The sequence below is a fragment of the Clostridium sp. chh4-2 genome (assembly GCF_002899675.1).
Classification (GTDB): Bacteria; Bacillota; Clostridia; order Lachnospirales; family Lachnospiraceae; genus CHH4-2.
Map to the genome: position 1 here is coordinate 79,004 of NZ_PKUU01000003.1, position 23,725 is coordinate 102,728.

At 44.4% G+C, this 23,725-nt stretch carries 20 protein-coding genes and 1 pseudogene; 18 read left to right on the forward strand and 3 right to left on the reverse strand.

Features of this window, described 5'->3' with window-relative positions; genetic code table 11:
• Positions 1-13 precede the first annotated feature (13 nt).
• Positions 14-1,054: an aminotransferase class I/II-fold pyridoxal phosphate-dependent enzyme gene (locus C0033_RS03820; protein WP_103226557.1), complete on the reverse strand. Its 1,041-nt coding sequence runs from the start codon at positions 1,052-1,054 to the stop codon at positions 14-16.
• 430 nt (positions 1,055-1,484) lie between these two features.
• Between C0033_RS03820 and C0033_RS03825 the strand changes: the two genes are divergently transcribed.
• The 9 genes and pseudogenes from C0033_RS03825 to C0033_RS03860 all read left to right on the forward strand — a co-directional run bounded on the left by C0033_RS03825 (position 1,485) and on the right by C0033_RS03860 (position 12,140).
• Positions 1,485-3,185 carry a bifunctional diguanylate cyclase/phosphodiesterase gene (locus C0033_RS03825; protein ID WP_180994548.1) on the forward strand — a complete coding sequence of 567 codons (1,701 nt, stop codon included), beginning with the start codon at positions 1,485-1,487 and terminating at the stop codon, positions 3,183-3,185.
• Positions 3,186-3,434: 249 nt separating this feature from the next.
• Positions 3,435-4,172 carry a hypothetical protein gene (locus tag C0033_RS03830; RefSeq protein ID WP_180994549.1) on the forward strand — a complete coding sequence of 246 codons (738 nt, stop codon included), beginning with the start codon at positions 3,435-3,437 and terminating at the stop codon, positions 4,170-4,172.
• Between the two features lie 692 nt (positions 4,173-4,864).
• Positions 4,865-5,197, forward strand: a pseudogene (locus C0033_RS27745) (ATP-binding protein); the annotation flags it as partial.
• Positions 5,198-5,470: 273 nt separating this feature from the next.
• On the forward strand, positions 5,471-6,319 hold the full coding sequence (locus C0033_RS27750; RefSeq protein ID WP_347501034.1) for an ATP-binding protein: 849 nt from the start codon (positions 5,471-5,473) through the stop codon (positions 6,317-6,319).
• 195 nt (positions 6,320-6,514) lie between these two features.
• A complete protein-coding gene (gene uvrB, locus C0033_RS03840) occupies positions 6,515-8,500 on the forward strand; it encodes an excinuclease ABC subunit UvrB (protein WP_347501035.1) in 1,986 nt (661 codons plus the stop codon).
• A 199-nt stretch (positions 8,501-8,699) separates the two neighbouring features.
• A complete protein-coding gene (locus tag C0033_RS03845) occupies positions 8,700-8,942 on the forward strand; it encodes a FeoA domain-containing protein (RefSeq protein WP_103226761.1) in 243 nt (80 codons plus the stop codon).
• On the forward strand, positions 8,926-10,926 hold the full coding sequence (gene feoB / locus C0033_RS03850; protein WP_103226561.1) for a ferrous iron transport protein B: 2,001 nt from the start codon (positions 8,926-8,928) through the stop codon (positions 10,924-10,926). Before C0033_RS03845 ends, feoB begins: the two co-directional genes overlap by 17 nt.
• Positions 10,927-10,947: 21 nt before the next feature.
• Positions 10,948-11,727: a threonine/serine exporter family protein gene (locus C0033_RS03855; RefSeq protein WP_103226562.1), complete on the forward strand. Its 780-nt coding sequence runs from the start codon at positions 10,948-10,950 to the stop codon at positions 11,725-11,727.
• Positions 11,721-12,140, forward strand: a complete 420-nt coding sequence (locus C0033_RS03860; protein ID WP_103226563.1) for a threonine/serine exporter family protein — start codon at positions 11,721-11,723, stop codon at positions 12,138-12,140. The genes C0033_RS03855 and C0033_RS03860 overlap by 7 nt, the downstream gene beginning before the upstream one ends.
• Here C0033_RS03860 and C0033_RS03865 read toward each other — a convergent pair.
• Positions 12,103-13,059, reverse strand: a complete 957-nt coding sequence (locus tag C0033_RS03865; protein WP_103226564.1) for a DUF5688 family protein — start codon at positions 13,057-13,059, stop codon at positions 12,103-12,105. The two genes, C0033_RS03860 and C0033_RS03865, sit on opposite strands and share 38 nt — an antisense overlap.
• 359 nt (positions 13,060-13,418) lie before the next feature.
• On the opposite strand from C0033_RS03865, the gene C0033_RS03875 reads away from it, so the two are divergent.
• From C0033_RS03875 to C0033_RS03905, 7 genes are all read left to right on the forward strand, one after another.
• The gene (locus C0033_RS03875; protein WP_103226566.1) at positions 13,419-15,617 is read left to right on the forward strand and encodes an MMPL family transporter; all 2,199 of its coding nucleotides are present in this window, start codon (positions 13,419-13,421) and stop codon (positions 15,615-15,617) included.
• On the forward strand, positions 15,598-17,706 hold the full coding sequence (locus C0033_RS03880) for a hypothetical protein (protein ID WP_242984404.1): 2,109 nt from the start codon (positions 15,598-15,600) through the stop codon (positions 17,704-17,706). Before C0033_RS03875 ends, C0033_RS03880 begins: the two co-directional genes overlap by 20 nt.
• A gap of 237 nt (positions 17,707-17,943) precedes the next feature.
• Positions 17,944-18,345, forward strand: coding sequence for a pyridoxamine 5'-phosphate oxidase family protein (locus tag C0033_RS03885; protein WP_103226567.1), 402 nt, complete (start codon positions 17,944-17,946; stop codon positions 18,343-18,345).
• A gap of 113 nt (positions 18,346-18,458) precedes the next feature.
• Positions 18,459-18,929 carry an Rrf2 family transcriptional regulator gene (locus C0033_RS03890; protein ID WP_103226568.1) on the forward strand — a complete coding sequence of 157 codons (471 nt, stop codon included), beginning with the start codon at positions 18,459-18,461 and terminating at the stop codon, positions 18,927-18,929.
• Between the two features lie 30 nt (positions 18,930-18,959).
• Positions 18,960-19,874: a Sir2 silent information regulator family NAD-dependent deacetylase gene (locus C0033_RS03895; protein WP_103226569.1), complete on the forward strand. Its 915-nt coding sequence runs from the start codon at positions 18,960-18,962 to the stop codon at positions 19,872-19,874.
• A gap of 2 nt (positions 19,875-19,876) precedes the next feature.
• Positions 19,877-20,695, forward strand: coding sequence for a protein-ADP-ribose hydrolase (locus C0033_RS03900; protein ID WP_103226570.1), 819 nt, complete (start codon positions 19,877-19,879; stop codon positions 20,693-20,695).
• 66 nt (positions 20,696-20,761) lie between these two features.
• Positions 20,762-21,184: a PPC domain-containing DNA-binding protein gene (locus C0033_RS03905; protein WP_103226571.1), complete on the forward strand. Its 423-nt coding sequence runs from the start codon at positions 20,762-20,764 to the stop codon at positions 21,182-21,184.
• A 62-nt stretch (positions 21,185-21,246) separates the two neighbouring features.
• Here the strand turns inward: C0033_RS03905 and C0033_RS03910 are convergent, their stop codons facing one another.
• Entirely contained in the window at positions 21,247-21,462 is a 216-nt protein-coding gene (locus C0033_RS03910) for a hypothetical protein (protein WP_146043727.1), read from the reverse strand.
• A gap of 371 nt (positions 21,463-21,833) precedes the next feature.
• Between C0033_RS03910 and C0033_RS03915 the strand changes: the two genes are divergently transcribed.
• Together C0033_RS03915 and C0033_RS03920 are read left to right on the forward strand one after the other, a co-directional pair.
• The gene (locus C0033_RS03915) at positions 21,834-23,015 is read left to right on the forward strand and encodes a hypothetical protein (RefSeq protein WP_103226573.1); all 1,182 of its coding nucleotides are present in this window, start codon (positions 21,834-21,836) and stop codon (positions 23,013-23,015) included.
• Positions 22,993-23,718 (forward strand): hypothetical protein, encoded by a 726-nt coding sequence (locus C0033_RS03920; RefSeq protein WP_180994551.1) that lies wholly within the window; start codon positions 22,993-22,995, stop codon positions 23,716-23,718. Before C0033_RS03915 ends, C0033_RS03920 begins: the two co-directional genes overlap by 23 nt.
• The last annotated feature ends 7 nt before the right edge of the window (positions 23,719-23,725 follow it).

Sequence of the window (23,725 nt, forward strand, 5' to 3'; positions counted from 1 at the left end):
CGCTGTTTTAGTTTTATCTGGATTCAGGTGTTAATGCTTTTAGATCATTGAGGAAGCTGCGTACTGCTTCTTCTTTCGTGGCCCAGGAGGTGACCAGACGGATCACGCTGTGGGAATCGTCGGATTTTTCCTGTATGGAGAAGAGATAGTCACGGCTCAGTTTTTCGATCAGCTGGTCGGGAAATACCGGGAACAGCTGATTGGTCATGGACGCTGATGCGAATTGATATCCTAATTCGGAAATGCCCTTGCGGAGGATGGCTGCCATCTGGTTGGAATGGGCCGCCATATCATAGAATAAATGATTCTGGAACAGCTCTTCGAATTGTATGGACAGCAGCCAGCCCTTTGCCAGCATGGCGCCTCTCTGTTTAATCATATAGCGGAAGTCCGGCTTTAAATCCGGGTGGCAGATTACCAGCGCTTCTCCGAACAGGGCGCCGTTTTTCGTACCTCCGATATAAAAAACATCCACCAAACGGGCAATATCTGCCAGGGTCAGGTCGTTAACCGGGCTTGTGAGAGCGGCTCCCATGCGGGCGCCGTCCATAAACAGATAAAGCCCTTTTTGTCTGCAGATGTGATGGATGGCTTCCAGTTCTGCTTTCGTATATTGAGTGCCGATTTCCGTACTGTTGGAGATATAGACCATCTTGGGCTGAACCATGTGTTCGTCGGTATGTAAAGCAATGGCTTGTAAAATCAGCGCCGGATTCAGCTTTCCGTCTTCTGTCTGCATCGCGATAACTTTATGTCCGGTCGCTTCAATGGCTCCTGTTTCATGAACATTGATATGTCCGGTAACTGCCGAAATTACGGCCTGGTAAGGGCGAAGGGCAGTCGCTATGGTGATCAGATTGGTCTGTGTGCCGCCCACGATGCAGTGGATGTCCACATCTTCTCTCTGAATTTCTTTTTTGATCAGCTCTTTCGCGTGAGGAGTATGCTCGTCGTCCATGCTGTAACCGTCGTGCTGAACGAGATTGGAATTCAGCATTGCTTCCAGAATTTTAGGATGTGCGCCTTCGCTGTAATCATTATTGAAACTATACATAAATGTTTCCTCCCTGAAATTTTAAAATATTGTAAACATCATATACCAAAAAAACCACAAAGTCTATAGAACATTTGAAAATATAAGGAGTTGGCGTAACTGCTCAGCCCGTATAATTGGTTGCAAAATGGTTACGAATTACGATAATAAAATAAATATTGCAGTTTGTTGTAATTTAATTTATTATATAACTATAGATAAAATGGGAGCAATGACGATGTTTAACTGGTCAATTATTACAGAGGTTATTTCTTTTCTGCTGATTTTGGTATTAATTTTAAATCTTTCTTATAGTAAACGAACGCTTACGCCTTTAGTCAAATGGTTCTGGGCGGGGCTTATTTGCGCGTCTGTCTCTATTATATGGAATATCCTTTGTGTCTTTCTTCTCTCCAGTAAACATCAAGTTCCCCGTTATATTAACATTTTCATGAATACCGGTTACTTTATCCTGATTGTTTTGACATGTTCTGTGATCACTATGTATGTTTTTGAAAAGATGCTGGAGCATGTTTATGATAAATACTGTATAAAACGTGCCAAAATAATCCTGTGTCTTTTGACAGCTGCTTATTTTGTCCTGACTCTGGCAAATTTAAAAACCGGCCTGCTGTTTTGGATTGATGAAAGCGGAAACTACTGCCGCGGAGTTTTAAATGGTATAGGGTATTGGGTGATGTTAATAGAGTCGTGCCTTCTCCTTTTCTGCTATTTCAGACACCGCTCCAGCGTGAGCAAGGACATGAAGCATGTGATGAGAACGGTTCCGCCTATTATTTTGACAATCGTCATCATCCAGATCTGCAATCCCCAGACTTTATTAAACGGGACTATTATAGCATTTACGGAAGTCAGCTTATTTGTCAGTTTTTACAATCAAAAGCGGGAAAATGACAGTGTAACCGGGTTGGGGATTCGGTACAGCTTCTTTTCGGAGCTAAATTTGAAAATAGAAGGCCGTCAAAAGTTTCATGTTATTTTAATTGCCTTGACGGATTTTGGAGTAATCAACTGCAGGTATGGGCATCAGACCGGGGACGAATTTTTGTATGCGGTAGCTAACTGGCTGGATAAGACTTTTAAAGAAGCTGTGGCGTTCCGCTATGTGGGAGTTACTTTCGCTGTTATGCTGCCGTTTACCACACCGGAACAGGAAGAACAATACAGTCTCCATTACCGGAAACGCTTTGAAGAGGCTTGGGCGGTGGGGGACTGCGTCGAAGTGCTGCCGGCGGCATTTGCAGATTTCATCTACTCGGGTAATGGGATTGATGCGAACCAGGTGATTGAAGCTTTAGATTATATCATGTCTCTGGCCAAACATTCGGCCCAGAAATGGATTCAGTTCGATGATAAAGTGGCGGAAAAACTGCTCCGTCACCGCCATGTTGCCGACTCGCTGAGAAGAGCGGTGGAAGACAATGGATTTGAAGTCTGGTATCAGCCGGTTTACAGCCAGGAAAGCCAACAGTTTCAGTCGGCCGAGGCGCTGGTTCGGATGAAGGATGAGAACGGCATTTTCATCTCTCCGTCGGAATTTATACCGGTTGCGGAAGAAATCGGGCTGGTGGACAAGATTTTCTGGTTTGTTTTGGAAAAGGTATGCGTGTTTATAAAAGAGAATCAGGACCTGCCGCTGAAATCCGTGTCCGTCAATCTGTCCATGCCCCAGTTTGAAAATCCTCAGCTTTTAGAGAAGGTGAGGGATTTGATGGGAAAATACGAGATTCCCATCGACCGGATTAAGTTTGAAATCACTGAGCGGGAGATTTCCGACGATGCCGCGTTAGCCAGAAAGACGATTCATAATATGGTTCATGAAGGATTCCGTTTCTATCTGGATGATTTTGGAACCGGATATTCTAATTTTTCTTCCGTGGCCCAGGTTAATTTCGAATGTATCAAATTTGACAAGACTCTGATTGAGGCGGTTCAGTCGGACCGCAAGAGTTACATATTGATTCAGGGGCTGGTAAGGCTGTTTCATGAATTGGGTATTCAGGTTATCGCGGAAGGTACGGAGACCAGGGATCAGGTGGACTGCCTGATTGGGCTGGGAGCGGACCTGATACAGGGGTATTACTATGCAATGCCGATGCCGGGAGAGGAATTGCGGAAGTTTTTAAAGTAACAGACCAGGGGTTTTTAGTTAAAGGGTGAAGGCATTTCGCGAAATGCCTTCACCCTTTTTATAAAATCCGGCTGGTATGGGAGATGGGGACGCAGTTTATTAATAGGGTGCGATGGATTAGAATAGACGGTAAAATTTAATAACTTAGTTACTATTATTTAAAATTTGGTTTTACTATAATTTACTATAGCTAGATAAAGTTAAAGTTTTTTATTTATCAGAAGGCTGAAACATATAAACGTTGAAATTATGGAGGAAATCATTGTGAAAAATAAGTTTTTAGTTGGTATTTTGTCTGTTTGTGTATTGTCTTTGGCAATTGGATGCAGTTCCGGCACGGAGGTGAAGGTGCAAACTGAGGAAGGTTCGGAAACGGCTGCTTTATCTGAACAAAATCGGGAAGACGATGTGGAAAAACCGGATTACTATGGAGAATTAATTGCAGCTGTGAAAGAGTGCATCTCAAAAGGGGAGATAATGGTGCCGGAAAATTATGATTTTAGTGATGTTATGTTAACATCCGGGTATTATTCCGGTGGGACGCGGGGATATTTGATTGAAGATATAGATGGAGATGGGGTGGATGAACTGATATTTGGAGAAAATGGGAGTGAACCGGATGGTACGCAGGGCGGTATTATCTATGATATCTATACAATATCTGACGGGGAGCTTGTTCATGTGTTGAACGGTTGGGTGCGGAATCGATATTATCTTTGCGAAAATGGGATGATTGCAAATGAGGGCTCCAGCGGAGCCGGTAATTCTAATTATTCTTATTTTACTTTTGATGGATCCAAGATTCATTTGGTGGAATCGGTTATATGTGATGGGATGAAGGATGCGGAGAATCCGTGGTTTTATTCGACGGAGTCTGAAGATGATGCGGAAAATGCAGAGCCTGTCAGTGAAGAAAGGGCGGATGAGATCAGGGGAAAATATAAATATGAGTATCCGGTGTTTGTTCCGTTTGGGGAGGAGAGGTAGTGGAGGAGAGAAGGCGGTTTGGGGGAGTTGTATTTTATTTGGGAAAGGGATTTTTAGGGGATGGTGGACAAGTGGTAGATTGGTATTTGGTGGTGGAGTGAATTATGAAGCTATATGTGACTATTTGGCGGTATATTTGAGTTATGGTATAAAAATGATGGAGTATGGCAGTGAGGCAGAGAAATAGGTGCATAAAAGAACAAATGTTCTTATATGTACCTATACTTTTTATATGGCCTATGATATAATTTGGGGAGAAGTTTTGTATTAAAAAAACACTGAATTTTGGCCGATAATTTGGTACCTTAAAAGAAGGTTTTGTTATGAAATTAAAAGACATCATGAGGAAGAATATGATTGTGAATAGATACTATTCGGTATCTATTAAATGAAATATATTTTTGGCGGCTAGGAGATATAATAATAAAACCACTGCACATGTGTGGCGAATTCATAAGGGAAAAGATGATGACGAAAGAATTTTATTAGTGTGAATAATCAATTTAGAAGTATTTCGTCTATTATAGGTAAGCAGAATGGTAGACAGTGTACGTTTAAAATCAATTGAAAACAGTACATCAGTATGGAATCATGCAATGAATGGGAGGGACTATATGGCAATACCAACAAACATAAAGACATTGTTATCAGGAAATGTTGTTGAATGGGCAAGAATTTAATTTAAAGAAACTTGGGATGCAGAAGCTTCCTTGAAATCGGTATGTGCATTTGCAAATGATCTGGATAACTGGGGTGGCGGATATATTATAATTGGCGTTGAGGAAAATGAGGGACAACCCGTTTATCCTCTTAAAGGGGTTCCTGTGAATAAAATTGATGCTTATCAAAAGAGTATTTTGTCTAAATGTAAGTTGATTAGGCCTGCGTATATGCCAATAGTGGAAGTCGTAGATTATGAAAAGAAGAAATTTATTGTTCTTTGGTGTCCAGGTGGAGATAACAGACCATATTCTGCTCCCAAAACGATGACAAAAGATAATAAAGAACGTATTAATTACATCCGAAAAATGTCCAGTACGATAGAACCATCGGATGATGAAGAAAAAGATTTGTTTAATTTAGCAAATCGAATTCCATTTGATGATCGTGTAAACCATCAGGCAGAGATGTCAGATTTAAATATTACACTCATTCAAAATTATTTAAAGGAAGTTAAAAGTTCGTTATATGAGAAGTCTAAAGCGGGAGATTTTGTCGAAGTATGCAGTGATATGAATATTATCAGCAATCTTCCGGAATATACAAAGCCAAAGAATGTAGGATTGATGTTTTTTAGCATGGAGCCTGGTCGATTTTTTCCATATACGCAGATAGATGTTGTTCAATTTCCGGATGGTTTAGGTGGCGACAATATTATTGAGCAGACTTTTAAAGGACCAATCCAACAGCAGTTAAGAGATGCACTGCGGTATATTAGAAATACGATTATTACTGAAAAAGTTGTAAAACATCCAGATCGCGCCGAAGCAGACCGTTTTTTTAACTATCCATTTGCGGCGATTGAGGAAGCATTATCAAACGCGGTGTACCATCGTGCTTATGATGAACGAGAGCCAATTGAAGTTCGGGTGGAACATGATCGGATGGAGATAATAAGTTTTCCGGGGCCGGATCGTTCGGTAACAATGGAAGGACTAAAATCTTACCGTGTATCCAATCGCCGGTATCGAAACCGTAGAATAGGAGATTTTTTGAAAGAGCTTCATTTGACTGAGGGAAGAAATACAGGTTTTAAGAAAATTCTTGATGCATTGGAAACAAATGGATCTCCAAAGCCAGAGTTTGAAACGGATGAGGCACGCAGCTATTTTATTACAAGATTATTTGTGCATGAAGGATTTCTGAAAGAAAAATATGTGGCTGAAAATGCATCAACCCCAAATTCAACCCCATCAACCCCAAATTCAACCCCAATAGTTTCAGCGCATGAGGAACTGAGAGGATTGTCATTAAGAGAACAGATACTGGTGCTTATAAAGAAAAATCCTTCTATTTCCAAAAAAGAAATGATGGGAATATTGGGAGTTACGATGTATGCGCTGAAGAAGGAGTTAGCAGTAATGAGAGAAGAACATGTTGCTGAATTCATTGGATTTAGTAGGAGTGGTAAGTGGGTTGTGCATTAGGTGTATTGATGGAATTGGTCCTATGTTAAGATATATAAATTTTCGAGATAAGTTGGAGAAGATGTTATAGCAGAAACTTATGATTATAAGAGACACGAAAAGGAATTTGTATGCGCCATGAGGCTGAGTACCTTATTTTACGAATTTATGGTCTATAAAATACTTTTTATCGGGTCACCAAGGAGGTAAAAACACATTATGGAGTTTAAATTACACAGTGAATATCAGCCCACCGGCGACCAGCCGCAGGCGATCGAAGCCCTGGTAAAGGGCTTCAAGGAAGGCAATCAATTCGAAACTTTACTAGGCGTTACCGGTTCCGGTAAGACTTTCACTATGGCCAACGTAATCCAGCAATTACAGAAGCCAACCCTCATCATCGCCCACAACAAAACCCTTGCCGCCCAGCTCTATTCCGAGTTTAAGGAGTTCTTCCCGGAGAACGCGGTGGAGTATTTTGTCAGCTACTACGACTACTACCAACCAGAAGCCTACGTCCCATCCACCGACACCTATATAGAAAAGGACTCCGCCATCAACGATGAGATCGATAAACTCCGCCATTCCGCCACCGCGGCTCTGTCGGAGCGCAGCGATGTGATTATTGTGGCGTCGGTTTCCTGTATCTATGGTTTGGGAAGCCCCATCGACTATCAGGAGATGGTGATCTCCTTGCGGCCGGGAATGGTGAAAGACAGGGATGAAGTGATTCATAAGCTGATCGACATCCAGTATACGAGAAATGATATGGATTTTCACCGGGGAACGTTTCGGGTCAGAGGCGATGTGATTGAGGTATTTCCGGCATATTCCGGGTCAGAGGCGTATCGAATCGAATTTTTCGGAGACGAAGTGGACCGGATTACGGAGATTGATACTCTGACCGGAGAGGCCAAGGCGCAGCTTAAACATGTGGCGCTCTATCCGGCTTCCCATTATGTAGTTCCAAAGGAGAAGATGGAGCAGGCGGCTCAGAATATACTGGAAGAATTAAAAGAGCAGGTGGCTTATTTTAAAAGTGAAGATAAACTGTTGGAGGCGCAGAGAATCTCTGAACGGACGAATTTTGATGTGGAGATGATGAAGGAGACGGGATTTTGTTCGGGAATTGAAAACTATTCCAGACATTTGACCGGCTCGGCGCCGGGAGAGCCGCCGTGTACGCTGATTGATTATTTTCCGGATGACTTTTTAATCATAGTGGATGAATCCCACATCACCCTTCCTCAGATCAGGGGAATGTTTGCGGGCGACAGGTCCAGAAAGACCACATTGGTGGAATTTGGGTTCCGGCTTCCGTCGGCATTGGACAACCGTCCGCTTAATTTTACGGAATTTGAAGGAAAGATCGATCAGATGATGTTTGTGTCGGCTACGCCCAACGTATATGAAAAAGAGCATGAGCTTTTGAGAGTGGAGCAGATTATCCGGCCGACCGGACTTTTGGACCCGGAGATCTATGTAAGGCCGGTTGAAGGACAAATTGACGATTTGATCTCAGAAGTGAATAAAGAGGTGGAGCAGAAGCATAAGATCTTAATAACCACACTGACCAAGAGAATGGCGGAGGATCTCACCGATTATATGAGGGAAGTCGGTATCCGGGTAAAATATCTCCATTCCGATATTGACACGTTGGAGCGTGCGGAGATCATCCGTGATATGCGTCTGGACGTATTTGACGTATTGGTGGGAATTAACCTTTTGAGAGAGGGACTTGATATTCCGGAGATCACACTTGTGGCGATCCTGGATGCGGATAAGGAAGGCTTTCTCCGTTCGGAAACCTCGTTGATTCAGACCATAGGGCGTGCGGCCAGAAACTCGGAAGGCCATGTGATTATGTATGCGGATAAGATCACCGATTCCATGAGAGTGGCCATTGATGAGACGAACAGAAGGCGCAGCATCCAGCAGAAATACAACGAAGAACATGGAATTACGCCGACTACCATTAAAAAGGCGGTCCGTGATCTGATCGCTATTTCCAAAGCGGCTTCCGTTTCCAATGAATCGTCTAAAAAGGATCCGGAATCCATGGATGCGAAAGAGCTGAATAAGCTGATTAAGGAATTGACCAAGAAGATGCATCAGGCTGCAGCAGAGCTTAACTTTGAAGAGGCGGCCCTTCTCAGAGACCGTTTAGTCGAAGTGAAGAAGATGCTGTTAGAATTAGAATAGAAAAAGACCGGCCCTTCAAACATCTGATGCTTGAAGGGCCGATAAGGGATGTTTCTATTCAGAGACCACCGGGGCTGTGAATAGTAACTAAGAGATAAAAACAGAAGAAAAATCTTATTGACAATAATTCTCAATAAAGATATGGTTACACTTGGCTGGGAGAATTAGCTTTGGCTAATTTTGAATGGGAGATTATGTCGTGAAACTGTATGAGGGCGAGATTGGAAGGCCGTATATTGTACAGAGCATTATTGTGGAAGATAAGATTACAAGGCGTTTGGAAGCCCTTGGAGTTAATGAACAGACGAAGATTATCATGATGAATAAAAAGGGCAGCGGTACGGTCATTATAAAGGTGCGGGGAACCCGGCTTGCATTAGGAAGAAGAATTTCTGAAGGGATTGAGATAAAGGAGGCTTCGGAGGATGCAGCACGCGGATAACAGACCGATTACCGTAGGATTCGTCGGCAACCCTAATTGTGGTAAAACCACGCTGTTCAATGCATTTACAGGCGCCAACTTAAAGGTGGCTAATTGGCCGGGGGTAACGGTAGAGCGGGTGGAGGGACAGATGAGCTATGAGGGAAGAACGGTCAAAGTGATCGACCTTCCCGGCATCTACAGCCTGACTTCCTACACGATGGAAGAGATTGTTACCAGGAAATGCATGGAAGAGAGGGAAGTGGATGTGATCATCAATGTGGTGGACGCTTCCTCACTGGAACGAAACCTGTACCTGACTCTTCAGCTGTTGGAATTAAAAAAGCCGGTTATTCTGGCGCTTAATATGATGGATATTGTGGAAGAACGGGGAATGGTGATTGACATTCAGCGTCTTTCTGAGATGCTGGGCCGGATTCCGGTGGTTCCTGTTTCCGCCAGGAAGAGGACCGGGCTGGATGATCTGATGCAGGCGATGGTTCATCATTATGATGAAGGACCACAGAGAGTTGTGGTTCATTACAGCAGAGTGGTCGAGGAGAAGATTGAGAAGATCGAAGTTGTTTTAAAAGCCCGCTGGGGCGTGGGGGACAACTTGAGATGGTATGCCATTAAATATATGGAGTATGATGAAGACGTTTATAAGAATCATCCGGTTGACTTAATTAACATTATCGATCATAATTATGAAAAACAGATTATTAATGAAAAATATGACTATATAGAAAAAGTGATTAAGGAATGTCTGTTTCATAAGGAGGAGAAGGATGCTTTTACGGATAAGATTGACCGCTGTCTGACCCATCCGGTATGGGGAATTCCCATTTTTTTAGGAACTATGGCTGTGGTGTTTTTTCTCACGTTTACGGTGGGGGATTTTCTGAAAGAGTATTTCCAGACAGGACTGGACGGGATTTCTTCCGGCACGCTGAATCTGCTTCGGGGCTTAAATGTGTCGGGGTGGATGATATCTTTGGTGGTGGATGGAATTATCGCGGGTGTGGGGGGAATCCTTACATTTCTGCCTAATATTTTTATTCTTTTTCTGGCATTGGCATTTTTGGAAGACAGCGGTTATATGGCGAGAGTGGCTTATGTTATGAATGAGACGATGGGGATGGTGGGATTGTCCGGAAAGGCATTTTTACCTATGCTGCTGGGCTTTGGGTGTACGGTTCCGGCTGTGATGGCAACCAGGGCGCTGGCGACGCAGAGGGACCGGCTCAGGACCATACTGATCACACCGTTTATGTCCTGCTCGGCCAGACTGCCTATCTATGTGCTGTTTTCGGAGATGTTTTTTCCGGATCATGCGCTGATGGCGGCTTATTCCCTCTATGCCATCGGATTGGCGGTGGCCATTATGATCGCTTTTATCGTACATAGAAGTTCCAAATCGGTGGAAGAGGATACTCTTTTAATTGAACTTCCGGAGTATAAGACGCCCAATGGAAGGACGGTTGGGATCTATGTGTGGGATAAGGTGAAGGACTACCTTACAAAGGCGGGAACTACCATATTCGTGGCATCCATTGTTTTGTGGTTCGTATTGAATACCGGGCCGGACGGCTTTGTGGCGGACGTATCGGACAGCTTTGCCGCGATGTTTGGCCGCGTGGTCGTACCGGTTCTCAGACCGGCAGGGCTTGGAAGCTGGCAGGTGGCAGTGGCCCTCATTTCCGGCCTTTCGGCTAAAGAAGTGGTGGTGTCCAGTTTTTCGGTATTATTTGGAATTAATAATGTAAATTCTCAGGCGGGCATGGCCGCGTTGTTACAGGCGCTGGAAACGGTTGGATTCGGCGGGCTGAATGCTTATGCGCTCATGATCTTCTGCCTGTTGTATACCCCTTGCGTGGCCGCAATTGCTGCAATTAAAAGGGAAACTAAATCATGGAGATGGACATTGGGAATGATCGGTTTTCAGCTGATACTGGCATGGATGATGGCGGTGCTGGTTTATCAGGCGGGAAGGCTGATATTCTAAAGTCTTAGGGAGATACTGGCGATGAATGATAAACTGCTTGTGGAGACTGCGGTTTTGGCAGGTGAGATTATGCTTGTGAGCGGAGCGGAGATTTACCGGGTGGAAGATACCATAAACCGCATGCTGAGAAGGGCCAACCGACAGACGTCGGAGGCCATCGTGTTGTCCACGGGAATCTTTGTAACCTTAAATGATCCGGCTATTGAGCCGATTACGGTTGCCAGACGGGTGGCGGACCGGTCCACGAACCTGAATAAGGTCTACATGGTGAATAATGTGTCCAGAGAGTTTTGTAATGGACGGGTGACTGTGGAAGAGGCCCATGAGCAGCTATTGCAGGTCAGAACCATGCAGAGGTACAGGCCGTGGATGAATAATGTAGGGGTTGTGGGAGCCGGTACGTTCTTTGCCCTGTTATTGGGCGGCGGGTTGGCGGATTGTCTTGCGGCGGCATTTGGAGGGGCGCTGCTGGCAGGGGTTATGTGGCTGTCGGGCAGATTCCGTTTAAATGCGTTTTGCCAGACTTCGCTGGGGGCTTTCACCATTGCGGTAGCGGCTTTGGCGCTGAAACAGTGGCTGTTTCCGGGGCTGCAGCGGGACATTATCATAATCGGGTGCATTATGCCTCTTGTGCCGGGAGTGATCTTCACTACTGCGATCCGCGATACGCTGAACGGCGATTATTCGGCAGGAGCGGCCAGGATGCTGGAAGCGGTTGTCATCGCTCTTGCGGTAGCTGCGGGCGTAGGTATGGGAATGGCGTTTTTCAGTCAGCTGGCGGGAGGTGTTTCCGTATGGTAGTTCAGACGATCGGTGCATTTCTGGCAGTCATCAGTTTTGCTTTGATTCTGGAAGTGCCTCCAAAGTATGTTTTTCATGCCGGGTTTGTGGGAGCGGCCTGCTGGGTCATCTATATGCTTTCCATGAATTATACGGATTCCGTGATTTTTGCGGCTTTTGTATCCACCTTGGTGGTGGCTTTGATCAGCCATATATTTGCCAGGATGTTTAAAGTTCCAGTTACCGTATTTTTAGTGGCTGGTATTCTGCCTTCCGTACCGGGAGCTTCGATTTACCGTTGTGTATATTATATGATCCGCAGCGCGTCGGATTTATCCACGTATTATCTGATGGAGACGCTGCAGATAGCGGGAGCCATAGCGATGGCAGTATTTATTATGGATTCTTTGTTCCGATTGGGACAGAAGAGTTAGTGAGCAGAGAGAGTTGATTTTCAGAACGTGAATAGAGATAGATTTGGTTGGAAAGCTGGTCTTCGGGTGGAACCTCGGACTGGTTGATGGAGATGACCATCTCATTGAGCGTGTTGATATCCGTAGTTTCATCATAGGGCAGCAGCAGAACTTCGTGAATGCTGGAAGGCAGGATGATAAGATCCTGATCCAGCTGATTCGCGAAGTTTTTTAATACTCCCTGGTACAGGATTGCGGCGGCTCCGTTAATATTGGAACGGTTGGAAAGAACGTAGAGAGGGGAGAGATGTTCCTCGTTGTCCAGCTGGTCCATGTATTCTTCCTGATAATCCTCGCCCAGCCAGTCGGCCGCGATCTCTTTCATCACATCGGTCATGCTTTTGATGGTGTGAGGGAGAAGGGCGGGGGTGTTTGCTTTTGCCAGTTCATAGAACTGGTTGGTGGATATGTTCCATAAGGCCTGATGGTCTTTGTGGATCATGGCGGTCATCTGGCCGGAACTGGTCTCTTCCAGAAACAGATAGAATACAATGGAAAGGTCCAGATAGGGGATGTGGGGAATATCATCCAGCAGTTCCTGATTGGAGGCGGTTTGGATCAGCCTGTAGACCACTTTGGAACTGAGATTGGAAAAATCAGTCATAGCGTTGGTATCGATATTGGGCAGGGTGGAATTGTCCTGATAGATGGACAGGATATCCTGGGTGATCTCTTGCAGAGTCATGCCTTTTTCATATAGGGGATAATAGGGATTCAGATAAATGGTGGGTGAAACCTGTCCGTCCGGCGGGCTGAGGCAGAGCCCATCTAAGATAAGGCCGTTGTTTTTGGACACCTGGCGGATCTGGACGGAATAGGAATCTCCGAGAGCATCTTCCACCTGTTGTTTAACTGCATTAAGAAATGACGTGTATACCATGCGTATACCTCCTTGAGAAATGGTTTTATGTAAACTGCTGCGAGGGCAGAAACATATAAAGAATAAGATAATAAGGATAAAAAAAGAAATGGGTAGTTTTCCGGAATGGAATATGAAATATAGAAATTTCAGATGTAGGGTTATTATAACTGATGGCAGGATATTTTACAAGAAGAAATTTCGTAAAAATGCGAAAAAAGACGGTGTCCTGACTTTTAGATGTCTGAGCCGTTATATTATATGACATCAGGCGGAAAATGCGGAGTTTACGGAATCATTTTTTAGACAGTTTTATAATTTTGTCTAAAAACCAACCAACTGGCGGCATTTGTATAATTACAAAGAAATAGAATCGTATTATGTTATTATGCGGAGATGGAAAAGAGGATGATGACAGAATGATTGACTTTATTATTAAAAAGGGCAGGTTGATTGAGAAAATTTTTGCGGCAGCGGTGATATTCTCTGTTATCGCAGTCTGTTTTGTGCAGGTGAATTATGACCTGAGCGAGTACCTGCCTGACGATGTGCCGTCGAAGCAGGGATTAAACCTTATGGAAGAAGAATTTGGCTATCCGGGCACGGCCAGGGTTATGGTGGGGCCGGTTTCGCTGTACGAGGCCAAGATCTATAAGGACAGAATTGCCGATGTGGACGGGGTGGATATGGTGATGTGGGCCGATACGGCTACGGATGTATACCGCGCCAATATATTCATAAAATACGATAATATCCAGGATTACTATAAGGACAGTTATGCGGTGATGGATATTATATTTGAAGAAGGGGACAGCAGTGCCCTGACGAAATCAGCGATTAATGAGATGAAAAAGATAACCGGCGATAAAGGTTATTTTATGGGATCTGCGGTGCAGAGCAAATCGTTGAGTGAAACGCTGATGCGGGAAATTTCAATCGCAATGGTGCTGGGTGTGATCATGATCGCAGTGATCCTGTGCCTGACCACTACCTCATGGTTTGAACCGGTGATGTTTTTGATGGTGATGGGAATTGCGATTATCATCAATATGGGGACGAATATTATCATCGGGCGGATTTCATTTTTGACGTTCAGTGTGGCGTCGATTCTGCAGCTGGCTATCGCCATGGACTATTCCGTATTCCTGCTGCATTCCTTTATCAAGGAAAAGAATAAGGGATTGGAACCGGAACCTGCCTTAGCTAATGCGCTGCGGAGTTCCATGTCCTCCATCCTTTCCAGCGGGGCTACTACAATTGTGGGATTCATCGTTTTGATGCTGATGCGTTTTACCATTGGAAAGGATTTGGGATTTGTTCTGGCAAAGGGAATTGTGATCAGCCTTTTGACTGTCATGTTTTTGATGCCCGCACTGCTGCTTAGATGGGGGAAATTGGTGGAGAGAACGGCGCACCGTTCCTTTATGCCGTCTTTTCATAAACTTGGTACATTTGTTTACCAGGTCCGGTATTTTGTGTTGGGAGCGGTTGTGATTCTGGTGATTCCCATGTATGTGGCGCAGAATATGAATTCATTTACATTTGGAAACAGCGCTCTTGGGTCCAGCCCGGGAACGAAGGTGTATGAAGATGAGCAGAAGATCAATGCCAAATTCGGAAGGAGCAATCTGATTCTGGCAATTGTGCCGAATACCAATATGGTGACGGAAAAAGCCCTGACGGACGAATTGGATGATCTGTATTATACCAGATCGGTCACATCGCTGGCCGGCACCGTACCGGAAGGGATTCCGGAAAGCATTCTTCCGAAAAGCGCCACCAGCCTGCTTCATACGGATAACTACAGCAGGATTATGATGTACATAAAGACATCGGACGAAAGTGATTTCGCATTCCAATGTGCCGATGAAATCGACCGTATTGTTAAGAAATATTATCCGGAAGGGGCGTATGTTACGGGAGTAACCCCTTCTACGCAGGATATTAAAACCACGATAACGAAAGATTATAACTTTGTAAATATTTTGTCCATTTTAGGTGTTGCGGTCGTTATTATGATTACATTTAAGTCACTGACCGTGCCGTTAATCGTGCTGATCCCCATTGAGGTGGCGATTTTCTTCAATATGGCGCTGCCGTATTTTAAAGGGGAAAAAATGCTTTATCTGGGCTATATTATCGTCAGCTGCTTACAGCTGGGAGCCACGGTGGATTATTCCATTCTGATGACCAATAACTACGTGGACAGCCGCAGGGATTATAAGGAAAAGGGCAGGGCGGTAAAGCACACGGTGTCCAGAAGCGCGCTGTCGATCCTGACTTCCGGCTCCATCTTAACCATAGTGGGATATGGACTTTATATGATTTCTTCTGTTGCGGCCATTGCAGATTTGGGGCATTTGATCGGCAGGGGAGCTTTAATCAGTGTGGTTATGGTGCTGTTCCTGCTTCCATATCTTCTGACCCTGGCCGACCGGTGGATCATAAAAGACGGTGAACATCCGAAAAAGAGCTTGAAAGAGCGGTGGAACATATGGCAGGAGAAGATCAGGCAAAATAGACTGAAAAAACAGTTGGAAGAGAAGGAGGCCGAAGAGGATGAAAATGTGGAAGAATAGAAAACGAATAGCAGCGTCAATACTCAGCGCCGCACTTCTTAGCTGCATGACAGCAGCAGAAGTATTTGCAGGACCGCCTGCTGTGGATACGGATGAGGCGCTGTATGTGAACCTGGATTATTACGGGGCTCCCCAGGAAACCAGCATAGTTAAAGGATGCAATCTAAATGGAATCCGGTCTTTTACCGATTACGGCAGATATAATGATGTGACCAATATGTCCAATTATGCTCAGCCTGTGATGACTGAGGAAGGGGTCAGCTGGCAGCTGGATCAGGATGTTAAAGAACGTTTTTACTATGAATGCCAGCTGAATAATGACAGCGTGATCCTGCCGTGGACATTTGACATATCATATAAATTAAATGGAGTGCCTATAGAGGCCCAGAAGCTTTTAGGGGCGGACGGACTGGTGGAGATTGACGTGGAATGCACGCCAAATGAGGCCGCAAATGAATATTATAAAAATAATATGCTCCTTCAGGTGGGAACCCTGGTGGATATGGAGGATGTGAACAGCGTTTCGGCGCCGGGATCGCAGACCCAGTCCATCGGTACTTATAAGGCGATTATATTTGCAGCAGTTCCGGGGCAGGAAAAGACATTTCATATTGAGATTGGAACCAGCAATTTTGAGACCATGGGAATTATCATGCTGATGATTCCGGGCACGCTGGATCAGATGAAGGAGATCAAAGACATCAAGGAGGTCAAGGATACCGTTTCCGATTCCACGGATGAACTGCTTGACGGAATGGATGAGATTCTGGATAAATTGGACCGGGTGACAAGCGGTATGGATTCTACAAAAGAGGGCCTGGCGGAACTGAAAAAGGCCAAGGAGAACTTTGACGCATCCAAAGATGCATTTTATGCCAATGCGGATATGGGGCTGGATGAGCTTCAGGCTCTTGGCAGCAAGATCGGGGAATTGGCTCCGGATATCAATAACAGCAAGGAAACATTGGATAAGATCAGCACGGATCTGGATCATATGGTGGATACTTTGAGCGATTCCAGCGACGGTGTGGGCGGATTGGCCGCGCAGCTGGATGATCTTCATGAAAATCTGGATGAATTAAAGTATGATATCGGCCATTCTGATACCGGTCAGATGGATTCCATTGCAGATGTGATTAATGGGAAATTGGATGCGCTGGAAAACACTCTGGACCGTCTGGAAGAAGGAATGACGGGAGACGAGGCTGATCTGGACGGGGAAGCCGCCCAGGAAGCGGTCGTTAAGCTGAAACAGATTATGGAACAGCTGTCGGACCAGCTTGGAAGCTATGTGGACCCGGATCAGCTGGCGGCCATCATGGCCCAGCTTGGAAGCCTGGACCCTGACTATATCCCAAGTGATCTCAGCCAGATAAGCGATATCTTCGATTTGTACCGGGAAGCGATCAGCAGTTCCAGAAACCTGATCGGCCGCATAAAAGAAGTGACCGGAGATGTGAAAGCCAAAGGACGGTCAGCCGCCGGAGAAACCAGCAGCGTGGCCGGAAAGTTAAGTGATGTGCTGGAAGATATGGACAGTTTGATTTCCAATGTCTATGATTTGAACCAAACGGTGAATGAGAATAAAGACAGTTTTCACGCTATGCTGGATCACGCCGGAGAAACGGCCACATTGTTGAGCGAAGGCAGCAGCAGTCTGGTAAATGCACTGAGAGTCGTACAGCAGACCGCAAAAAATAACCGCGCTGCGGTGGAATCGGGAACTGAAAAGACACTGGACGGATTAATCGACATCTTTGAAAAGGCGGCGGAACCGTCTTCCAGAGATAAAGTGAAGGATGCCACTCACGAACTGAAGGACAGTGTGAAAACTGAGATCGATAAGGTGGAAGATGAAACGAACTTCTTAAACCTGGACGTGGAAGAGGATATGATCTCCTTCACATCCGATAAAAATCCGACACCGGCCAGCATACAGGTAATCCTGAGAACCCAGGAGATATCAGAGGACAGTTTAAATACCAATTCCATCGATATAGAACCGGCTGAGGTTCAGGTGGGGATTTGGGCTAAAATTGTAAATGTGTTTAAGAAAATCTGGAATGCAATAACTTCGATTTTTTACTAGTTATGAAACAAAATGCGCCGTGAGGGGCGGTCAATTATCCGATTGGATGATTAACTGTCCCTCACGGTTTTCTTTTTTTCCTGGCTTTCCAATCCAATCTTTTATTTAAAATATGTTTTGATGTAACTGTTGACATTACAACAAAATAGTGATATATTGCTGATGTAATGATAGATATTACAACTGCGCAGATCTAAATTATTACTATTAACAATGAAAAACATATGGAGGATATCAATGAAAGAAGTAGTGGAATTTTTACAGGCAAATCCGGTTCAGTATTTGGCAACAGTAGGCCGTGACGGAAAGGCAAAATGCCGCCCGTTCATGTTTATTTTGGAAAAAGACGGAAAATTATGGTTCTGTACCAATAATCAGAAAGATGTTTATAAAGATATGCAGGAAAACCCGGAAATCGAAGTATCGGTATCAGATCCCACCTTTACCTGGATTCGTTTAAACGGCAGAGCTGTTTTTGAGGACAATATGGAAATAAAAGAAGCTTGTATGATGAATCCGATTGTAAAGGGACAGTATAATGATCCGTCCAATCCGATTTTTGAAGTGTTTTATCTGGCTGATGCGAAAGCGGTGATTGCTGATTTTTCAGGCAGGCCGCCAAGAGAGTACAGCTTATAAAATACATAACCTGGAAATGACAGTCATTGACTCCGCAGGAACGAAAAGTTATAATATGGCTAATGAGAACAGATGATTCGAAATGCTGTGTCAAAGTGAGGAGAAGGTGGCGAATGCAGATTTCAAGTAGATTTACCATTGCGGTGCATATATTTGCGTGTATAGATACATTTGGTGAAGAGATGAAGGTAACAAGCGAGTTCCTGGCATCCAGCATCAATGTGAATCCTGTTATAATCCGAAATATATTAGGACAGTTGAAAAAATATGGCCTGGTTGAAGTGGCAAGGGGCAGCGGCGGCGCAAAAGCCGCCAGGCCTTTGGATGAGATCACATTTCTGGATATTTACCGCGCCGTGGAGAGTGTGGAAAATGGAGAACTGTTTCATTTTCACGATAACCCCAACTCTAAATGTCCGGTGGGGAGAACTATTCACAAAGTGCTCGATCCGAAGCTGCAGCGGGTACAGGAGGCAATGGAAAATGAATTGAAATCGATTACATTGGCAGATATCAAAGAGGAAATGAGCGGGTATCTGTGTGATGTGGATAAAGAAGCCGTTAAAGTTAAGGAATCCCGCTAATGGGATTCCTTTTTTAGAAAGAGGAAAGCGATGGATTGGACAAAATTTTTATGCAGTATGCCGGCGGATGATTATATCATTCAGAAAAATTCCTATGAGGAACAGATAAAAAAAGCTGTCCGCTTTATCAGGGAGGCCGATACGGTTTTAATAGGCGCCGGTTCCGGCCTTTCATCTGCCGCCGGTCTTACCTACAGCGGCGCCCGGTTTACGGATAATTTTGGAGAATTTATTGAAAAATACGGAATGACGGATATGTACTCCGCCGGATTTTATCCATTTCCTTCCGAGGAGGAGCGGTGGGGGTATTGGTCGAAGCATGCGTATATGAACAGGATTGCTCCTCCGGCACTTCCATTGTACCAAACGCTGTTTGATCTGGTGAAGCATAAGGAGTATTTTGTGCTGACAACTAATGTGGACCACCAGTTCCGGAAAGCCGGTTTTTGGGAAAAGCGCATTTTCCCAACCCAGGGGGATTACGGTTTGATCCAATGTGCAAAGGGATGCCACCAAAAGACATATGATGCGGGTACTCTGTTTACGGAGATGAATCAGGTCAGAAGTGACTGTAAAATTCCTTCCGGCATGGTTCCTAAGTGTCCGGTGTGTAACGGGCCGATGGCTATGAACCTCCGCTGCGACCAGTATTTTGTGGAGGATGAACAATGGCAGGAGAGGGCAAAGGCTTATGGCAGATATCTGGAAGGCTGTATAAAACAAAAAACGCTGCTTTTAGAGCTGGGCGTTGGTTTTAACACGCCGGTCATCATCCGCTTTCCATTTGAAAAAATGATGAGAGAAAATAAGTCATTCCGGTTAATCCGTCTGAACATGGGAGAAGCGTTTGTTCCGGAAAGTTTTGGAGAACGGGCGGTTGGAATCGACGAGGATCTGCAGAAATCTGTGACGGATATGGAAAACTTGTATGGGCAGGAGGTGTAATTATGACGCAGGATGACAGACTGGACTATCTGGTGGAGGCATTTAAAAATGATTCGGTCCGGTACAAAGATTTACGGGTGGAAAAGGAAGAGCGCCGAATGGTTTTGCGGTCCCTCATGAACATCAGAATGCCCCGCAGGATGAATCCGGATGTTATAAGAGTACAGGATGCATTTTTACAGCAGGAAGCGAGAGAAAAAGGGATCGTCAGGCTGGAGGATATTGCGACAATAAAAGAAGAGTATGGAAGCAGCAGTGATTTTGCGGATAAAATCAGCATCTGGCAGGGGGATATCACCAGACTGGCGGCGGACGCCATCGTAAACGCTGCGAATTCGCAGATGCTGGGCTGTTTTATACCTTGTCATAAATGCATTGATAATGCGATTCATTCGGCCGCCGGAATTGAACTGAGGGAAGAATGCAGCCGCATTATGGAGACCGAACGTCAAAAATACGGAGCCGGATATGAAGAGCCCACAGGAAGCGCCAGAATAACAAATGCATACAATCTTCCGTGTAAGGCTGTTATCCATACGGTTGGGCCGGTTGTGGGATATGGGCTGACAGATCAGCTGAGAGCGGATTTGGAAAGCTGTTACCGGTCATGTCTGGAGTGTCTTGTGGAAAATGGATACAGAAGCATTGCATTTTGCTGTATTTCTACCGGAGAGTTTCATTTTCCAAACGGCGAAGCTGCCCGGATTGCGGTAAATACGGTGATTGATTATCTGAAAAGCTATGCGGAAAGCATCGACCGGGTTATATTTAATGTATTTAAGGATGATGATCTGAATATTTACAGAGGGATCTTATCCTAAAAATTATGTGGTAATATTCCTATCGGTATGCTATGATATTATGAAATGCAGAAGAGGAGGATAAATATGGAATATAAGAAGTTTGGCAATACATTTGGAGTGCGCCTTGATCCGGGCGAAGAGGTGATGAGTTCTTTGGAAAGCCTTGCCAGGAAGGAAAATATCCGCCTCGCTATCGTAAACGGAATTGGTGCGACGAATGAGGTGGTTCTCGGAGTTTTCGATGCAGACGAAAAAAAGTATCACAGCACAATGCTGGACGGGAATTTTGAGATTACGGGATTAGGCGGCAATATTAACCGTATGAACGGAGAAATCTATATACATTTACATATGTCCATCGGAAATCCGGAAGAGAAAAAATGTTACAGCGGCCATATGAACCGGTGTGTGATCAGCGCCACGGCAGAGATCTTTGTTACAGTTTTGGACGGCGATCTAGATCGTGAATTCAGCCAGGAAATCGGATTGAATATATTGAAGTTTTAACCGGATGGATGGCGGGAAGGATGTGGGAAAGGAGGAACTGGGTTCTTCCTCTCCGGCTCCTTCTAGCGTTCCATTAAATATTGGACGTTAAAATTTTTGATTGCAAATTCAATTAGTTTCCCTCCAATACCTTCATTTTCAAAAAAATGATCAACATAAAGTTCTTTGATTTCTTTATCTTTCACATGAATGAATCCTTTGACAAATTCATCATAATAAACCCAAATTTCATTTAAGACACTTGGATTATCTAAATATTCTTGGGCTACAGACAGCACCTGCATCTCTCCAAACGAATAGTTATCATTTTAAAAGATAGAACGATAATTCACCCTTTTTGTAAATACTAAAATTTCTGCAATTCTTGAAATATCTTCCAGTTCCGCTTTTCTAATGTTCATCAATTATATATCACCTTCAAATCTTTATTTATCAGGTATCGATTATTCTTCTAAGACCAGAATAATCTGCTTGTTACAATTCTATTAGTTTATCATATATCTGTCAAACAGAACATTTCAAAAAAGCAAGCAGCCATTCGTCATGATTAAGTTACCATTTATCAGATTTGTGAAATGAGTAGGGGGTGATGTGATATGATACCCGTAAAGAAACAGTGTATAACAAGGAGACAAAAGGAGACGGGGATATGAGCAACGGCAGCTTCAGCATAAAGGTATCCGCTTGCGGCAACGTGATAAGTGATTTTAGAAAAACCGCGGACGAAGTGGAGCGCATAAAGGAGATTATATTAAATGCATCCGGGAGCTTGGAAGATACAAGATCCTATGACAGGGTTAAAATGAAGCTGAAACGTCTGGCTACAGAGGCGGAGAACCAGAAAAACAACAGTTTAAGCATGGGCAAGGCGTTGGAGCAGATTACAAACCTTTACCAAAAGACAGAAGACGGGATTACAGGCCATGCATCTGCCGCGGAGAATGCGGATTCCGGGGACGGCGAGACCGGAAAGTATGTTAAGGATTCATCCTGGTGGGCCAAGGTTCAGGCGTTCTTCGGTTGGGGAACCCAGGTGGAAGAAAATGAGATCGACTCCATCGTTTTCGATGACGAGGGTGCCTACGGAGGAGATCAGGGAGGGCCGAAAAGCGAGTGGGGATTTTGGTCGGAGAAAAAGGAGCTGTACAGCATTGTGAGGGAATATTATCCTGACATGACGGATAAACAGATTGAGACATTCCTCAAAAAGCTGAACAGTGAAGGCTGCGGATATGTGGCAGTTATGAACACGATATTTGCGGCTTATGAGGGACGAGAGGCCGAATTTGAAGAAACATTCGGTTTCCCGATGTATTATAAGGGAGACTTGAATTATAATAAAATGCTGGTTGATCTGTATTCTGCAACCGATAACCACGTTTCTTCCGGCGGCTCGGACGCCATCAATTTTTATGAGGATTATAATTCCAAAAAGGACGGAAAATTGGAGAATTACAACTACCTGAAGGATAAAACAGGGCGTGGTAGCAGCACCTTGGACCGCGAATACAGAACCCAGCTGTATCTGAAAGAAAAAGGCGTGGATGTGAAAATTACAACCTTTATGGACGTTGACCTGAATAATATCAATGATCTGTGTAAAGACGGGTATGTGGTAATATCTTATCACTATGGCAATATTCAGGATATCAATGGGAATACGGTTCAGTACATAGACGGCGGCCATGCCATGACGATCACCGGAAGCACGTCAGACGGAAGATATATCGTGTCATCCTGGGGGGAAAAGTATTATATTGATCCCAAGAAAATTGTAGAAAAAGACGGTAATACAACTCACATGCACTATGAATATTATCAATATAATTAAGGAGCAGAATATGGAATTTTTAGATGAAATGTGGAATGCAGTTAACCGTTTAAGCCTGCCTTCTTTAAAAGAAGCAGAAGCGGTAAATCAGGTGGAAATAACAGAGAATCCCGCTCTTTTCCAGGCAGGAAGGATCACGGAGCGGTATCTGGAGCTTCAGGCCCTATACAGATATCTGTTCAGCATGTATCTGACGGCTCAGAGCGGAATGGATCGTTTGGATAACAGACTGAAAGAGCGCGGCTTTTTAAAAGCAGGAGAATCCAACATGGATTTTTACCAGAAATACGATCTGATGGGACTGGATTATCTCTATCTCAGGAGCTTTGTCCACATCGAACGCCTAACGCCGGAACAGATTGATCTGTTGGAACGCCTGGCCCGGAAACAGGGCGGAGAACAGACTCTGAAAGATGCGGGACAGATGATGGAACAGACTTACAAACAGGTCTTAGCGGTTAACAGCAAGAATCCGAAACAGCAGTTTGAGATATTCCCGTCCGTCTATGGAGAGGGGATTGTAAAGGGAGAAGCTATTTTGATCGGATTAAAAAGCATGGCTGATTATGACGGAGACGGGATGATAAAGGATGAGGACGAAGACCAGAGAAGAGTCAACACCTTCTATTCCGTATCAAAACAGCTGGAAACAATCTTATCGAGACTACTTAAAACTGAGGTTGTCGTGATCACGGAAATTTGAGAGGGTG

Excerpts from the sequence above, each read along its gene's own strand:
- C0033_RS03900 (WP_103226570.1), top strand. The coding sequence starts at position 19,877 with ATGACGCAGGATGACAGACTGGACTATCTGGTGGAGGCATTTAAAAAT.
- C0033_RS03865 (WP_103226564.1), bottom strand. The coding sequence starts at position 13,059 with ATGGTATACACGTCATTTCTTAATGCAGTTAAACAACAGGTGGAAGAT.
- C0033_RS03860 (WP_103226563.1), top strand. The coding sequence starts at position 11,721 with ATGGTAGTTCAGACGATCGGTGCATTTCTGGCAGTCATCAGTTTTGCT.
- C0033_RS03830 (WP_180994549.1), top strand. The coding sequence starts at position 3,435 with ATGGAGGAAATCATTGTGAAAAATAAGTTTTTAGTTGGTATTTTGTCT.
- C0033_RS03825 (WP_180994548.1), top strand. The coding sequence starts at position 1,485 with ATGAATACCGGTTACTTTATCCTGATTGTTTTGACATGTTCTGTGATC.
- C0033_RS27750 (WP_347501034.1), top strand. The coding sequence starts at position 5,471 with ATGGAGCCTGGTCGATTTTTTCCATATACGCAGATAGATGTTGTTCAA.
- C0033_RS03895 (WP_103226569.1), top strand. The coding sequence starts at position 18,960 with ATGGATTGGACAAAATTTTTATGCAGTATGCCGGCGGATGATTATATC.
- C0033_RS03920 (WP_180994551.1), top strand. The coding sequence starts at position 22,993 with ATGAATATTATCAATATAATTAAGGAGCAGAATATGGAATTTTTAGAT.
- C0033_RS03875 (WP_103226566.1), top strand. The coding sequence starts at position 13,419 with ATGTTATTATGCGGAGATGGAAAAGAGGATGATGACAGAATGATTGAC.
- C0033_RS03820 (WP_103226557.1), bottom strand. The coding sequence starts at position 1,054 with ATGTATAGTTTCAATAATGATTACAGCGAAGGCGCACATCCTAAAATT.
- C0033_RS03885 (WP_103226567.1), top strand. The coding sequence starts at position 17,944 with ATGAAAGAAGTAGTGGAATTTTTACAGGCAAATCCGGTTCAGTATTTG.
- C0033_RS03855 (WP_103226562.1), top strand. The coding sequence starts at position 10,948 with ATGAATGATAAACTGCTTGTGGAGACTGCGGTTTTGGCAGGTGAGATT.
- C0033_RS03880 (WP_242984404.1), top strand. The coding sequence starts at position 15,598 with ATGAAAATGTGGAAGAATAGAAAACGAATAGCAGCGTCAATACTCAGC.
- C0033_RS03890 (WP_103226568.1), top strand. The coding sequence starts at position 18,459 with ATGCAGATTTCAAGTAGATTTACCATTGCGGTGCATATATTTGCGTGT.
- C0033_RS03905 (WP_103226571.1), top strand. The coding sequence starts at position 20,762 with ATGGAATATAAGAAGTTTGGCAATACATTTGGAGTGCGCCTTGATCCG.
- C0033_RS03915 (WP_103226573.1), top strand. The coding sequence starts at position 21,834 with ATGAGCAACGGCAGCTTCAGCATAAAGGTATCCGCTTGCGGCAACGTG.
- feoB (WP_103226561.1), top strand. The coding sequence starts at position 8,926 with ATGCAGCACGCGGATAACAGACCGATTACCGTAGGATTCGTCGGCAAC.